This window comes from Bradyrhizobium sp. P5_C11_2 (assembly GCF_054049755.1).
This window is the reverse complement of sequence record NZ_JBFULT010000127.1, coordinates 1-14,495: the sequence shown is the minus strand read 5'-3', so window position 1 is coordinate 14,495 and position 14,495 is coordinate 1. Positions and strand designations below refer to the sequence as shown.

Genomic DNA, 14,495 nt, shown 5'->3' with positions numbered 1-14,495 from the left:
ATGACGTCCTGCACGCTTGATCCGCGCTTGTACTGCCCAATGATCCCATCCCTCTTTTGGGGACTGAATTTGAGACGCAGGGCAGGTCCGCTATCGGCCAGACGTTTCTTGATCTGTCTGACCGCGAGAACGGCCGGATGAAACTTCAGTTCCGTCAATCGCGCATTGAAGGCCTTGCTCAACGACATATCGAACCTCACTTCGCGGAGATTTGCCCGACAGCCCTTAATTGCTAAGATCGCCTCTCATTTTTGATCGACTTTAAGGCTTTCGCTTGACCGCGGAATGATCCGGGAAGCTAGAGCCCCGTTCCGATGGAATCGGAACGGGGCTCTAGCTTCTTGTTTTGACGCGTTTTCTTTACGCGAACCGGTTTCCACTTCGCTGGAAAACGCTCTAGCGCCGCTACGCGATCGCAAGAATCTCGAGTTCCTGGCTGCCCGAACCTGCGACATCGCCGACGACTTTTCCGATCAGCGACCTCGCGACCGGAGCGACAAACGAGATCGATCCGGCCTTTGGATCCGCTTCATCCTCTCCGACGATCCGATAGGTCTGCACGCGGCCATCGGCGCGGCTGAAGGTCACGGTGCAGCCGAAGGCGACCGTCTCGGTCGACGCCGGATGGGGAACAAGCTGCGCCGTGCGCAGCCTTTCGGCGAAGTAGCGAGCATCGCGCAAGGGGACCGCCGACTGCCGGCGCTTTTCGTTGACGTCCTCGATGCGCTGCGCGGCCTCATAGGCCTCACGTGCCTGCCGGAGCTGCAACTGCAACGCCTGCAAGCCCGCTTCCGTCACGAGGTTCGGATGCGGCGAGATCGGGCGATCCGGCAACAGCGTCTCGGACGCGGTTTCGGCGCTCTCTTCTTTGGTAAAGGCGACGCTCAACTCGAAAATCCTGTCGAACTGTTTCGGGTCATGGTGGTGCTCGCCCGCGATCCCCAAGGGATCACGCGCTGGACCACGGCCGGTGATGGCCCGGATTATATCTCAAGTTCGACGAAACGGCGCAGCTTGAAGACGAGATCCGGCAAGGCCTGGCGGAACCGCGTCGCATTCCGGAACGTGGTCGAGAACGGCGCGAAGGTGATCATGGCGTTCCAATGCCGGTAGCCGTAGACCGTGACCGAGGCGCCGGACGCTGGAAAATCATCCATCTTGCGCAACTCACCGAGCACGAGATCGGCAATCACCTCCGCAGGCAGCCGCCGTTTGCCATCCGGTGTCATGACGATTTGAGCGGGCGGCTCGACCGGGTTCGTGGCGGCCGGTGCGGCGTTGGATGCATTCCCGCTCTTGGTCGATGCTGCTTCCTGGATCGGCGCGGCGACCGGCTCAAATCCGCGCGACGGCACGGTCGGCGGACCCTCACTGAGTGGCGGCGGTGCARTATTGTCTGGGCGCTTGTTGCCTCCCAGGATGCCGCTGATCATCGCCACAAGGCCAGCATCCCTCCCATCATCACTCATTACGACCCCCGGATGCTTTGGCCTACTCTAGCACCGTTACGGTCGATCGCCGCAAGAAGTGCGGGTCAGGCCGCACCTGACCAAGTCGCCCAAAACCGATTGATGACGCCAGAGCCCAGTTCCGATGGAATCGGAACGGGGCTCTTGATTGTTGTCTTGACGCGTTTTCTTCACGCAGCGGCGCAGCATCCGATCACGTCGCGCCGTCCCGTGCGATCCATCACCGCTTATCGAACGGAATATATTGCTGGTACTGCTTGGGCACCGAGCTGCGGTAGCGTGCGGGAACGGTGCCGGTGTCGACCGAATGATCGATCTCCTGCTGCCGCGTCATCTTCTTTTTCGCCGGCTTCTTCGACCCGCTCTTCTTGGAGTCGGAGGGCTGGCTGGAGGTGTCGGTGGTTGCGCTCGGCGTCGTTGTCGTCGCAGCCGGCGCGGTGGTCGTGGCGGCCGGAGCCGCGGTGCCGCCGGCGGCCGGCGTGCCCTGCGCCAGCACGAGCGATGTCTGCATGATAAGCGCCAGCGCTGCTGTCGCAGCCAGCAAATATGACTTTTGCATCAGTACCTCCAAAAATGCCTGATCCGAATGCGGCAAAAATAGTCCTGCCGGATCGACGCGGGCAAGTGTCCCAGGATAGGCCGGAACTCCGACGCGAACTGTGGCCGAGATCACAGAGCTGGCCGCGGCTTGCCTCATGATGCGCGCATGTCGAACGCAGCGGCCGCCGCGAACACCAAGACAGACACGAGCAAGTGTCAGACGAGCCCTGGAACACGACGGGCCGACTGATGTTCCTCATCCACTCATTCTCGAAGGAGTCTGAAATGCGCCGCACCATCCTCACGCTCGCATYGCTCGCAGCGCTGATCACCGTAGCATCTCCGCCAGCCCAGGCGCATCCTGCAAACGATCGATATTGCCTGCAGGGCCGCATCTGGGGCTATCCGGGCAATTGCCAGTTCGCGAGCTACCAGCAGTGCCTCGCCACGGCCTCCGGCACCTCGGCGTATTGCGGCATCAATCCGCGCTACGCGTTCTCGCAACAGCGCTATTATTGACCGCGTGGCGGCGCGCGCATGTCGCGCGTGCCGCCGCCCATTCCGGGCGGCCTTGTTGCCGAGGCGGGCTCAATGCGCGGCGCCATGGCCGATCTCCTCCAGCCGCGTTGCGAACCAGCGCGACAGCGGCGGATCGACGATACCGCCGACATAGACCTCTGACGTGGTGACGCGGTCCCTCGCCAGCACCAGCAGCACGCCGACCCAATAGGCGAACCAGACGTGCGGATCGGTCAGCGCCCTCAGCTTGTGCTGGTCGTGCTCCAGCGGCGTGTGATTGCCCGCCTTGCGGATCTCCACACTGAGCAGGTTTTTCGGGATCTCGCGCTGATGCACGACCACGTCGGGGTAGATCGACTTCCCCAGATGATCGTCGGTCGAGATGATGGTGCCGTGCGGCAGGTGCAGCGTGCGCTCGCCGAGCCGGTCGTAGTTGCAATCCACCGCCCAGCCCGGGAACTGCTTCTCCAGATGCACGGCGAAGCGATGCGTGATCGCGCGCTCGCCGATGTCCTTCTCGAACAAGAATCCTTCGTGGGCGTAGAAGTCCCGGAGCGCCGCGACCACCTTGTTCAGCTCGGTCTGCATCGTGCCCCCCGGCCCCATTTCGACCCTTGTGCGTCCCGACCGGTCTCTCGCTCCCTCGCCCCGTTCTTACGGGGAGAGGGTGGGGTGAGGGGGCCGTCTCCGCGAGTTCGGTTGGAATGATAGGTCGAACGCGCGCGGCGTGCGAGTCGGATGGTCCTTTGCCTGGGTCCGCAGCTTGCCTTGCCCCTCACCCGGATTGCTGCGCAATCCGACCTCTCCCCGCAGAAGAGCGGGGAGAGGTGAAGAGATCGGCCAGACTCACATCTGAACTTCGATCAGTCGCGGCCCGGGTTCGGCGACGGCTTCGGCCAGCGCCTTGTTGAACTCGTCGGCATTGGTGACGGCGCGGCCGGGCACGCCCATGCCCTTCGCCAGCGCGACGAAGTCCAGCGTCGGACGGTCGAGCCGCAGCATGTCGTTGGCGCGCTGGCCGGGCTCGCCGGCGCCGACATTGTCGAACTCGCCGCGCAGGATCTGGTAGATGCGGTTGGCGAACACGATGGTGACGATGTTGAGGTTTTCGCGGGCCTGGGTCCACAGCGACTGGATCGTGTACATCGCGCTGCCGTCGCCGACCATCGTGATCACCTTGCGGTCCGGACAGGCGATCGCAGCGCCGATCGACAGCGGCGTGGAGAAGCCGATCGAGCCGCCCATGTTCTGAAGCCAGTCATGCGGGGCGGCCGCCGCGGTCGGCGGGAAGAAGCCGCGGCCGGTGGTCAGGGATTCGTCGACCATGATCGCGTTCTCGGGAATCGCGCATGCGATCGCCTGCGCGATCGAGGCGAAGGTCAGCGCGCCGGTCGGCTTGACCAGCTCAGCCAAGGCCTGCGGCTTGACGTCGTTCGCGCTCGCCTTCACTGCGCCGGCGAGCGCTTCCAGCGCCGCGACCGAATTCTCGCCCCAGGTGGTCATGCGATGCACGTCGCAGCCCTCGGGCTTGAGCATGCTCGGCTTGTTCGGATAGGCGAAGAACGCCACGGGATCATCGGACTCGACCAGCACGATGTGACGGAATTTTGCCAGCATCGGCAGCGCGTTCTCGATCACGTAGTGGATGCGGTCGATCGAGAAGCGGCCGCGGCCGCGCGCCATCTTGGGGCGGAAGGTAGGGCCCATCACGGTGCAGCCGGTCTTGCCGGCGATGCGCTCGGCCAGCGCCAGGCCCTTTTCGCTCAGCGCGCTGCCGGTCATCAGCAGCAGCGTGCCTTCGCCGTCCCCGTGCAGGATTTTTGCGGCCTGCTCGACCGCCTGCGGCGAATAGCTCGCGCGCTGCTGCTCGGCCGGCACCTCGGCGATGCCGTCGGCCTCGTTCCAGGCGGTGTCGGCGGGCAGGATCAGGGTCGCGATCTGCGGCGGCGCGCTTTTGGCGGCGGCAATCGCCGCGGCACCGTCAGCGGCCACCGATTTGGAATCCGGGGAGGTGCGGACCCAGGACGACATCGGCCGGGCCAGGCCCTCGATGTCGGAGGTCAGCGGCGCGTTGTAGCCGATGTGGTAGACCGCATGCTGGCCGACGATGTTGACGATGCCGGAATTCGCCTTCTTGGCGTTGTGCAGATTGGCAAGGCCGTTGGCGAGGCCGGGACCGAGATGCAGCAGGGTCGAGGCCGGGGTCCCCTTCATGCGGAAATAGCCGTCGGCCGCCCCCGTCACCACGCCTTCGAACAGGCCGAGCACGCAGCGCATGCCCGGCACGCGGTCGAGCGCCGCGACAAAATGCATCTCGGAGGTGCCGGGATTGGAGAAGCAGATGTCGACCCCGCCCTTGACCATCGTCCGCACCAGGCTTTCCGCACCGTTCATCCCAAAGCTCCCGCAACCGGCCATTTCCAATGATCCGTCCGATCAATCATTGTTCGCCGCCTCCGTCAAAGCAATAGCGGGCATTGCTGCCCTGCCCGGCATGACGATGCGACGGTTTGGCTAATGCTTTTCGGCAATTTGGCGCGGTTGCAAATTGGTAACGCCAATCGTTAAGCATGACGTCCTCACGGGGCCGTGGCTTGCGGAATGCCCGTAAATATGGCCTCCTTGAATCGATTTTTTTTTGCTGGGGGATACAATGATCCGGTTTTTTGCCGCGCCGATTGCAGCCATCGCACTCCTGTCGGCCACGATGGGCGCCGCGTTCGCCGAAGGGTTCGACACGCGCGACTTCATGGGCTTCGGCCCGAGCTTCTTCCGTGGCGGTTCGAGCCCGATCACCCGCACGACCATCAACTATAACGGGGCCTACGCCCCCGGCACGATCGTGGTGAACACCAGCGAGCGGCGGCTCTATCTGGTGCTCCAGAACGGCCAGGCGCTGAGCTACGGCATCGGCGTCGGCCGTGACGGCTTCCGCTGGGGTGGGGTTCACAGGATCACCGCCAAGAAGGAGTGGCCGGACTGGACGCCGCCGTCGCAGATGCTGGCGCGCCGGCCGGACCTGCCGCGCCACATGAAGGGCGGCATCGAGAATCCGCTCGGCGCGCGCGCCATGTATCTCGGCTCGACCCTCTACCGCATCCACGGCTCGAACGAGCCGGAGACGATCGGCCAGGCGGTATCCTCTGGCTGCTTCCGCATGACCAATGAGGACGTCAGCGACCTCTATGGCCGTGTCTCGGTTGGCACCACGGTAGTGGTGCTGAACAACTGAAGCGCAATTGCCTCCACGCAAGTGGTGTGCTCCCTCTCCCGCTTGCGGGAGAGGGTTGGGGAGAGGGTCTCTCCGCAACGGGACAATCCCCCAGAGGAGAGAACCCTCACCCGCCGCTACGCGGCGACCTCTCCCGTAAGCGGGAGAGGTTGAGGGAGCACGCGGCTCCGGCTGGATCACACGAAGTCTGTCACGCTTTTGCTACAGATGATCGGCGGGAACCCGCAGGGCGCGTGAATTTGCGGTCTTGTGCGCGCGACGCGAATACGGCAGCGTCGGGTGACAATGAGCGCATTGAATCCGCCCGCGCGTGGCCTTCGCATCGCCCTCCTGGCGCTCGCAGCGCTCATAGCCGCGCCTGACACCGCTACCATCGCTGCCGCGGGCGAATTGCCCGCGGTCGCGGCGCGCCAGCGCTCCGAGAAGAAGAGCTTTACCGACGGCGAGATCATCGAGGGCTTTCTGAAGACGGCGTTCGGCGCCGAATATCACCTCGCCGGCCGCGTCGACCGCATCCGCAAGTTCGACGGGCCGGTGCGCGTGTTCGCCGAGAGCGACCGCGCCGACCGCAAGGCGCAGCTCGCCAAGGTCGTGGCCGACATCGGCAAGCGCGTGCAGCATCTCGACATCGCCATGATCGACACCAGCGAGGCCGCCAACGTGCGGGTGAAGCTGGTGCGTGACCGCGATCTGTTTCGCACCATCTCCAGCTTCTACGGCGCCGAGAAGGCGCGCGAGATCCGCACCTCGCTCGATCCGCAATGCCTGTCCGGCTTCCGCAAGAACGACAATTTCGAGATCGAGCATTCCGACGTCATCCTCACCGTCGACAATGGCGATTTCACCTTCCTCGACTGCGCCTATGAGGAGCTCCTGCAATCGCTCGGCCCGATCAACGACACCGCGAGCGTGCCCTGGACCATGTTCAACGACAACGTCTCGATGGGCTATTTCGACGTCTACGACCAATACATCCTCAACCTGCTCTACGATCCCCGCATCAAGCCCGGCATGACCGTGCAGGAGGTCAGGGCGCTGCTGCCCGAAGTCCTCGCGGACGTGCGCGCCTGGGTGAAGCGGGTGAATGACCTGAAGGAGTAGAGGCCGCACGACCGCTGCCTCCTACCCTCCCCTGGAGGGGGCCCCTCCAGGGGAGGGTCAGCAAGGATGCTCTCGCCGCCTCACACCTTCGTCGCTTTCGTCATCAGAAACTGCTGGCGCATGACGTTGTTGGCGGGGTCGAAATATTCCGAGATCAGCGCCTCGAACTCGGCGTGGAAGCTCTTGAGCTTGTCCGGCTCGTCCTTGTACTCGCCGACGAGCTTGATCAAGGGCCCGATCGTCGTTTCCATGGTGCGGCGGAAATGCTGCGGGCTGAGCGCAGACGGCGTCATCATGTCCATCTCGAAGGAGAGATGCTTCACCTTGCCGGCAAGACGCTCGGCGACGATCTTCGGATCGCCCCACAACACCGGCGATGCCACGCCCTCGGGCGGCGGCAAATGGCGCCCGACCAGCGCGAACATCCGTCCGACATAGAGATGCGGCGGCCAGGTGGAGAAGGCGATGGTGCCCCCGGGCTTCAGCACGCGCAGCATCTCGGCAATGGTGACGTCGGGGCGCGGCGCGAACATGTGGCCGAACTGGCTGAGCACCACGTCGAACTCGCTGTCGCCATAGGGCAGGCTTTCGGCGTCGCCATCCTTGAAGTCGACATCGAGGTTGACCAGGCCCGCGTGCTCGCGGGCGCGCGCGATCAGGACCGGCGACAGGTCGARGCCCCTGACCTTCGCACCACGGCGTGCCGCCGTGATCGCAACGACGCCGGTGCCGCAGCCGACGTCGAGCAGCCGCTGGCCGGCGGCGACGCCGGCAAAGTTCGCGAGCTTGGCCGCAGCCGGTGTCGTGAACACTTCCATCGGCGTGAACAGTGACCAGGCTTCCTTCTGGACTGCCTTGAAACCTGCAAACGGGTCCTGCGCGGTCATGGAACTCTCCCTTCGCTCGAGGTCGATCTTCATGAGGCTGGCAACGGTCGCCGGAGGTTCAACACAGACCGGTTGCATTGCCCTACTGCACGAGATCGGCAACGGTGGTCGCGGCCTTGAGGCCGGTGCCGGTGAGGACCGCGACCGTGGTCTCGTTGGCCTTGATGGCGCCGGCGCCGGAGAGCTTTTCCAGCGCGGCCGCCGCGCTGGCGCTGGTCGGCTCGGCAAACAGGCCCTGCCGTGCAAGGCGGCGCAGGGCGGCGACGATCTCCTCCTCGGTGAGCGCAACGGTGCCGCCGCCGCTCTCGCGCAAGGCGCCGATGATCTCGCGCAGGCGCAGGGGATGCTTGATCGCGGTGCCTTCGGCGATGGTTTTCTGCACCTCGCGCGGCACCGGCGTATCGACGCCGGCCTGAAAGCTCGCATCGATCGGCGAGCAATTTTGTGGCTGCGCCGCGAACAGCCGCGGCAGTTTTGCGATCTGACCGGCTTTCAACAACTCGCGGAAGCCGAAGGCACAGCCGAGCAGGCTGCTGCCGGCGCCGACGGGAACGATGACGTTGTCGGGCGCGCGAAAACCGAGATCCTCCCAGATTTCATAGGCGAGCGACTTGGTGCCCTCGAGGAAGAGCGGCTGCCAGTTGTGACTGGCATAGAAGGTCTGGTTCGACTGGCGGATGGCCTCGGCCTCCGATTCCTCGCGCGGGCCTTCGACGAGTTGCACAATGGCGCCATAGGCGCGCACCTGGGCGATCTTGGCCGGCGATGTGGATGCGGGCGCCAGGATCTTCACGCGCATGCCGCCGGCGGCACCTAACCCCGCCATCGACGAGCCGCCATTGCCTGAAGAATCCTCCAGAATGGCATCGACGCCGATCTGGCGCAGGAACGACAGCATCACCGCGGAACCTCTGTCCTTGAAGCTGCCGGTCGGGTTGAACCATTCGAGCTTGAAGAACGGCCGCAGGTCGCCCCAGTCCTGCGCGACCAGTGGCGTGCAGCCTTCGCCGAGCGTGATCGGATTTGCGATCTCGACCGGCAGCGCCGCCCGGTAGCGCCAGAGCGACCGCGTGCGGCCCTCGATCTCATCGCGCGACATCCCCGCCCCCGGTGTCACCAGAAGCGGCGTGCGCTCGTCCGAGCACCAGCGCGGCTGGTCCAGGGGATAGAGCTTTCCGTTGCGGGGGTCGATGTAACTGGCGGCAGACATGGCGCACTCCGGGACAGGGCCGATCCGGTCGATATGTCTGAATATGCAGGTTTTATCCAGTCACCTGTTTGAAGGAGGTAGAGGCGCCCCCTTCAAAAATTCGAATAATTACATAGATATAGGGTACGTTCTGGCGTCGTTCACTGATCCGGACGGGCACCGGAACGGCCTTTGGCCGCCCCGCACGATTAACTTGTCTGTCGTGGCTGGCCGCTACAATATGTTGGATTGCGTCGCCGGTGTCCGTGCCGGCAGCGTGACTGAGCCAGGCCCGTCCGAGCGGCGGGCCGTTGGCTTTTTGGGAGTTTGGCCATGAGCCGCGCGAACCGTACCGACCACATCCGCCTGACCTCCCATCCGGAGCCGGGCAAAAAGGGCGCCTTTCCGATCCATTGGGGCGCAGCTGACGCGCGCGCCCGCGGGCCGATCATCGGCACGGTGTCGCGCGCGCAGGATCGCAACGTGATCGGCAGCCATGGCGGCTCATATGCGATGTATCGGGCGCTCGCCGTCTCCGCCGGCGCGCTCGATCCGATCCGGCGTCCCGATCTGACCAACACGTTTCCGGCAGCGACCATCGGCCCGTTTGAGCAATGGCGCGATCCCGCAAAAATCGTCGCGCTCGATCCCTGGGGCCATCTGGTCGCCGAGAATTTCGGCAAGGAGATCGCCGAGGGTTCCGACATCAGGCCGAGCATCGCGGTGACGCGTGCGCGGCTCGACCTGCCGGAGATCCGCGAGGCGCTTGCCGCAAAGCGGCTGCGCGCCGAYGGCGAGGTCGTGCACGCCAATGGCAGCGTGTCGGTGGTGAAGATCGCGATCGATCCGGTCTGGTACCTGCCGGGCCTCGCGGAGCGCTTCGGCACCAATGAGAACGAGCTGCGGCGCACCCTGTTCGAGCAGACCGCCGGCATGTTCCCGGAGCTGGTGACGCGGCCGGACATGAAGGTGTTCCTGCCGCCGATCGGCGGCACCACCGTCTACATGTTCGGCGACGTGACAAAACTGCCGGACCATCGCACCAAGATCACCTGCCGCGTCCACGACGAATGCAACGGCTCCGACGTGTTCGGCTCCGACATCTGCACCTGCCGGCCCTACCTGATCCACGGCATCGAGGAATCCGCGCGCGGCGCGCAGGAGGGCGGGCTCGGGCTCGTCGTCTACAACCGCAAGGAAGGCCGCGCGCTCGGCGAGGTCACGAAATTCCTGGTCTACAACGCCCGCAAGCGCCAGGAGGACGGCGATGCGGCCGCGGCCTATTTCGAGCGCACCGAATGCGTCGCCGGCGTCCAGGATGCACGTTTCCAGCAACTGATGCCCGACACCATCCACTGGCTGGGCCTGAAGCGCATCGACCGCTTCCTGTCGATGAGCGACATGAAGCATGACGCGCTGACCTCGCAGGGCATCGACATCGTCGAGCGCGTGCCGATCCCGCCGGAGCTCATTCCCGCCGACGCCTATGTCGAGATCGCCGCGAAGAAGGCCGCCGGCTATTACTCGACCGACGTTGCGCCGGAGAAGGACGTGAACGGCGTGGTCGGGCGTTCGCTGGAAAAGTACTGATCGCGTGATGGCGGACGCTTTGGAACGAGAGGCCCGCTCGCTGCTCAGCGCAGCAGCGGTTCGCGCGCGCGCCGGTGAGATGCTTCAGATCGGCCTTGCCGGCGGGCTCAACCATTTCGCTGTTGATCTCGACCGCATGGACGGCGTTGCCGAGGCCGTGCTCGCGGTCACGCGAAAAGCCTATCCGACGCTGGAGATTCCCTTCCATGCGCGCTGGCGGCATTTTGTGCTTGATGGCGTCGACCGCTGGGCGCGGCTTGCGGGCAAGGTCGCGTGGCCGGACCGCGCCGCGCGGGCGCGCGCCGAGTTCGATCTTGCGATCGTCAGCGTGCTGCTCGATGCCGGCGCCGGCGCGGCGTGGCGCTATCGGGACGCGGTGACGGGCGAAGCCATCGGCCGGTCGGAGGGGCTTGCGATCGCCAGCCTCGACATGTTCGCAAGCGGTCTCTTTTCCAGCGGCGCGCACGCGCCTTTCCGGGTCGACGCGGACGTGCTGGCAAAACTGCCGCTCGCCGCGCTCACATCCGCCTTTCAGGTGACGGATGCCAATCCGCTGCTCGGCCTCGAAGGACGCACGGATCTGCTGCGGCGCCTGGGCCGGCTGGTGGCGGAGCGCGCGGCGGTTTTCGGTCTGCACGACACGCCGCGGCCGGGCGGCCTGTTCGATCACATCGCGGCGCAGGCGAACAACGGCACTCTTCCCGCGCCCGCCATCCTGTCGGCGGTGCTGAACCAGCTCGGGCCGATCTGGCCGTCGCGGCTCGAGCTCGCCGGGATTCCGCTCGGCGATTGCTGGCGCCATCCAGCGATCAAGGCCGATGATGCGACCGCCGGCCTCGTCCCCCTGCACAAGCTGTCGCAATGGCTGAGCTATTCGCTGATCGAGCCGCTCCAGCGTGCCGGTTTCGACGTGACCGACATCGACGGCCTGACCGGGCTTGCCGAGTACCGCAATGGCGGCCTGTTCGTCGATCACGAGGTGCTGCGGCTGCGCGATGCCGCCGATGCCGAGCGTGCGCACGCGGTGGACTCGCTGCTCGTCGTGGAGTGGCGCGCGCTGACCGTCGCGTTGCTGGACCGGCTCGCCGAGCTGGTCCGCGCAAAACTCGGCCGCACGCCGGAGTCATTGCCGCTCGCCAGCATTCTCGAAGGCGGCACCTGGGCCGCAGGCCGCGCGATCGCCTTCGCGCGCCGTCCCGATGGTTCGCCGCCGCTCAAGGTGATCAGCGACGGCACGGTTTTCTAATCTATTCATCCGCAGTATTGCGCATCGATGAATTTCAGGAGCACCCGATCATGGAAGGCGTCACGGTCGTCGATCATCCGCTGGTGCAGCACAAGCTGACACTGGTGCGGGACAAGTCCATCTCGACAAAGTCCTTCCGCGAGCTGATCAAGGAGATCGGCATGCTGCTCTGCTACGAGGTGACGCGCGACCTGCCGCTCGCCGACACCGTCATCGAGACGCCGCTGGCGACGATGCACTCGGCCAAGATCGCGGGCAAGAAGCTGGTGTTCGTGCCGATGCTGCGCGCCGGCACGACCTTCGTCGACGGCATGATGGATCTGGTGCCGACCGCGCGCGTCGCACATATCGGGCTCTACCGCGAGCCGCACAGCTTTGCCGCGGTCGAGTATTTCTTCAAATCGCCGTCCGATCTCGGCGAGCGCCTCGCCATCGTGGTGACGCCGGTTGTCGCCACTGCGAATACGGCCGTGGCCGCGATCGACCGGCTGAAGGAGCGCGGCGCCAAGGATATTCGGCTGGCCTGCCTGATCGCCGCTCCGGAAGGACTCGAGCGGCTGCGGGGCTTGCATCCGGACGTGCCGATCTGGACGGCGGCGGTGGATGAAGGCCTCGACGAGAACGGTTTTATCCTGCCGGGCCTTGGCGACGCCGGCGACCGCGCTTACGGGACGCGATAAGCAGGCTCACACCTTCCCGCTGCCGCAGATCCCCTTCAGCGCCTGCCACTCCTTGTCCGTCAGCAGCGGCGGGCCGCTGGCGGGGCGGTCTTCCCTGGTCATGCGGGCGAGGCGGTCCTCGGTCAACGGGTGACTTGCGAGGATGGTGAAGCCGCTTCCGCCTTCCTTGCCGGTGATGCGGAACATCAACTCCGCCGCGGGCTTCGGCGAGCGGCCGAGCTTGTGCATGATCTCGATCGCGAAGGTATCGGCGGCGGTCTCGGCCTCGCGCGAATAGGAGGCCTCGACCACGCTGCGCGAGGCGAAGATCACGGCGGAGGAGCCGGTGACGTCGCCGAACAGCAGACCGATCAGGAACGAGGTGCCGCCGTTGTAGATCAGGCCGCGCATGCTGTCGTAATGCTTGAGATGGCCGAGCTCGTGGGCGAGGATGCCGGCGAGCTCGTCGGGGCTTTCGGCCCTGTCGAGCAGGGCCTTCAGCACGAAGACCTTGCCGCCCGGCAGCGCGAAGGCGTTCGGTATCGAGGACGGCAGCACACCGGCCGTCATGGAATCGTCGTCAAGGCCGGCGGCATCGCGCAGGCGGTTGACCAGCTTGGAAAAGGCCGCCTGACCGGCCGGATCATTGCAGGAGGCGCGCCCGAAAATGGTCTTCACCTGAACCTCGGCAGCATCGCCGATCCGCCGCTCGACCGGTTTCGGCACCAGCGGCGCGAGACGGTCGGCGGCGAGCGGCACGCCGAACAGCACGACGCAGACGATCGAGACGGCGGCGGCCACCGACCAGCCGACGATCTTTGCGACGCCGCGGCGCGTGGTCTGGTGCTCGTCGAGACGTGTGCAACGCGCGACCAGGTCCGCTGCGAGCGAAGCGTCGCGGATCTCGAGCCGTGCCAGTGGCGGCGCGGAGGTACATGCGAGCCGCAAGATGCCGGCGGGGCTGTCGGCACGGCGGATGTCGGGATAGGCCCAGCACGCGATCGTCTGCGCTCCCTCGGCCTCGCCCGCCTCGACGATCTCGAGCGCGTCACCGAGCCTCAGCGTGACCTGCCGCCTGCGGCTCGAAACGCCGTCGAACAGGATCGTCGGCTTTGCGGGCCGGGCCGCCGCCTCGACAGATACGTCGGTCACGACCTAGAATCCTGCGACATCGAGCCCATCGGCAAAGCCTTCGCCAAGCGCGCTGGCGAGCTCGCCGCGACCGCGCACATCCGCCGCCGCGCCAATGTCATGCACCTCGACGGTCTCAAGCACTTTCACCCAGATATCGTGCTGGAGATACATCCGCATGACGACGTTCAGCGCAAGCGCCAGGGCAAGATAGCCGATCACCATCATGGACAGAAGCGGAATACTCCGCGCGAACGCGTCGGGCCCGGCGGGCGCTCCGCCGAAGGCTGCGACCAGCCCGGTCGCGGCGGCGATGTAGAGCCCGAACAGGACGCTCAGCAGCATCCACCAGCCGATCACTTTCCAGTAGACGCCGTAGAACGCGTTGGTCGGCAAATTCGAGGAGACGTTCACGCCGCCGATGCGGATGCCGTCGAGCCACCAGCGCCACTCGCGCGCCTTGAACTGGGCATAGAAGAACGGGGCAAGCGGGAAGATGACCAGCGCGATCGGGCTCAGCAGCCACAGCCACCAGCCGCGCTTGAAGAACGTCCAGCCGTCGCCTGCGAAATCGCCGCGCAGATCGCCGAAATGGGTGTGCTGCATCTTGTAGCGTTCGAGCGAAGCCTCGCGCCAGGGCAGCGCCAGACCGAGGGTCAGGAACACCAGCAGGCCCCACAGCATGGCGCGGAACGAATAGGCCCAGCCCGACCCGTCCATCCAGAACCGCACGCCGCGCCAGACCGTGCGCGTCAGCCGGTAGCGCCGCGCGCGATAGATCGCGAACTGGCCGAAGGCGTAGAAGCTGATGAACAGCGGCGTCGAGGCAAAACCCTGCCAGCGCTCGAACTCGATGCCGATCAGGAAATAGGCGAGATAGATCGGCACCAGGATCGCGAGCGCGAACAGGAAGCCGATCAGGAGCTCCTTGC

The 14,495-nt window shown here is 65.4% G+C and carries 16 protein-coding genes; 6 read left to right on the top strand and 10 right to left on the bottom strand.

Annotated features, from left to right (window positions below):
- The 4 genes from ACXJL8_RS14920 to ACXJL8_RS14905 form a co-directional block, all read right to left on the bottom strand.
- The coding region (locus ACXJL8_RS14920; RefSeq protein WP_456685171.1) for a hypothetical protein at positions 1-182 on the bottom strand (182 nt) is incomplete at its 3' end.
- Between the two features lie 223 nt (positions 183-405).
- On the bottom strand, positions 406-888 hold the full coding sequence (greA, locus tag ACXJL8_RS14915; RefSeq protein ID WP_456623858.1) for a transcription elongation factor GreA: 483 nt from the start codon (positions 886-888) through the stop codon (positions 406-408).
- Between the two features lie 95 nt (positions 889-983).
- Entirely contained in the window at positions 984-1,469 is a 486-nt protein-coding gene (locus tag ACXJL8_RS14910; protein WP_456685170.1) for a hypothetical protein, read from the bottom strand.
- Between the two features lie 220 nt (positions 1,470-1,689).
- The gene (locus ACXJL8_RS14905) at positions 1,690-2,028 is read right to left on the bottom strand and encodes a hypothetical protein (protein WP_456623856.1); all 339 of its coding nucleotides are present in this window, start codon (positions 2,026-2,028) and stop codon (positions 1,690-1,692) included.
- Positions 2,029-2,294: 266 nt separating this feature from the next.
- Between ACXJL8_RS14905 and ACXJL8_RS14900 the strand changes: the two genes are divergently transcribed.
- Positions 2,295-2,528: a DUF3551 domain-containing protein gene (locus ACXJL8_RS14900; protein WP_456685169.1), complete on the top strand. Its 234-nt coding sequence runs from the start codon at positions 2,295-2,297 to the stop codon at positions 2,526-2,528.
- A gap of 69 nt (positions 2,529-2,597) precedes the next feature.
- Here ACXJL8_RS14900 and ACXJL8_RS14895 read toward each other — a convergent pair whose 3' ends face one another.
- Together ACXJL8_RS14895 and ACXJL8_RS14890 are read right to left on the bottom strand one after the other, a co-directional pair.
- Positions 2,598-3,116 (bottom strand): hypothetical protein, encoded by a 519-nt coding sequence (locus ACXJL8_RS14895; protein ID WP_456623854.1) that lies wholly within the window; start codon positions 3,114-3,116, stop codon positions 2,598-2,600.
- 258 nt (positions 3,117-3,374) lie between these two features.
- Positions 3,375-4,922 carry an acetolactate synthase large subunit gene (locus ACXJL8_RS14890; protein ID WP_456623853.1) on the bottom strand — a complete coding sequence of 516 codons (1,548 nt, stop codon included), beginning with the start codon at positions 4,920-4,922 and terminating at the stop codon, positions 3,375-3,377.
- Positions 4,923-5,181: 259 nt separating this feature from the next.
- On the opposite strand from ACXJL8_RS14890, the gene ACXJL8_RS14885 reads away from it, so the two are divergent.
- Positions 5,182-5,760 carry a L,D-transpeptidase gene (locus tag ACXJL8_RS14885; protein ID WP_456623852.1) on the top strand — a complete coding sequence of 193 codons (579 nt, stop codon included), beginning with the start codon at positions 5,182-5,184 and terminating at the stop codon, positions 5,758-5,760.
- Positions 5,761-6,045: 285 nt separating this feature from the next.
- Complete coding sequence (locus ACXJL8_RS14880) at positions 6,046-6,861, top strand: DUF2927 domain-containing protein (protein ID WP_456623851.1); 816 nt, start codon at positions 6,046-6,048, stop codon at positions 6,859-6,861.
- Positions 6,862-6,941: 80 nt separating this feature from the next.
- On the opposite strand, the gene ACXJL8_RS14875 is transcribed toward ACXJL8_RS14880, so the two are convergent.
- Both ACXJL8_RS14875 and ACXJL8_RS14870 read right to left on the bottom strand, forming a co-directional pair.
- Entirely contained in the window at positions 6,942-7,748 is an 807-nt protein-coding gene (locus ACXJL8_RS14875) for a class I SAM-dependent methyltransferase (protein WP_456685168.1), read from the bottom strand.
- 82 nt (positions 7,749-7,830) lie between these two features.
- Positions 7,831-8,958, bottom strand: a complete 1,128-nt coding sequence (locus ACXJL8_RS14870; protein WP_456623849.1) for a threonine synthase — start codon at positions 8,956-8,958, stop codon at positions 7,831-7,833.
- 312 nt (positions 8,959-9,270) lie between these two features.
- Here ACXJL8_RS14870 and ACXJL8_RS14865 point away from each other — a divergent pair, with 312 nt between their 5' ends.
- The 3 genes from ACXJL8_RS14865 to upp are packed head-to-tail and all read left to right on the top strand — an operon-like array spanning position 9,271 to position 12,453.
- Positions 9,271-10,527 carry a GTP cyclohydrolase II gene (locus ACXJL8_RS14865; protein WP_456623848.1) on the top strand — a complete coding sequence of 419 codons (1,257 nt, stop codon included), beginning with the start codon at positions 9,271-9,273 and terminating at the stop codon, positions 10,525-10,527.
- A gap of 7 nt (positions 10,528-10,534) precedes the next feature.
- The gene (locus ACXJL8_RS14860; protein WP_456623847.1) at positions 10,535-11,773 is read left to right on the top strand and encodes a URC4/urg3 family protein; all 1,239 of its coding nucleotides are present in this window, start codon (positions 10,535-10,537) and stop codon (positions 11,771-11,773) included.
- Positions 11,774-11,823: 50 nt separating this feature from the next.
- Positions 11,824-12,453, top strand: a complete 630-nt coding sequence (upp, locus tag ACXJL8_RS14855; RefSeq protein ID WP_456623846.1) for a uracil phosphoribosyltransferase — start codon at positions 11,824-11,826, stop codon at positions 12,451-12,453.
- A 6-nt stretch (positions 12,454-12,459) separates the two neighbouring features.
- Here the strand turns inward: upp and ACXJL8_RS14850 are convergent, their stop codons facing one another.
- Together ACXJL8_RS14850 and ACXJL8_RS14845 are read right to left on the bottom strand one after the other, a co-directional pair.
- A complete protein-coding gene (locus ACXJL8_RS14850; protein ID WP_456623845.1) occupies positions 12,460-13,584 on the bottom strand; it encodes a M48 family metallopeptidase in 1,125 nt (374 codons plus the stop codon).
- 3 nt (positions 13,585-13,587) lie between these two features.
- On the bottom strand, positions 13,588-14,495 hold a 908-nt coding region (locus tag ACXJL8_RS14845), incomplete at its 5' end, for a DUF898 family protein (protein WP_456685167.1).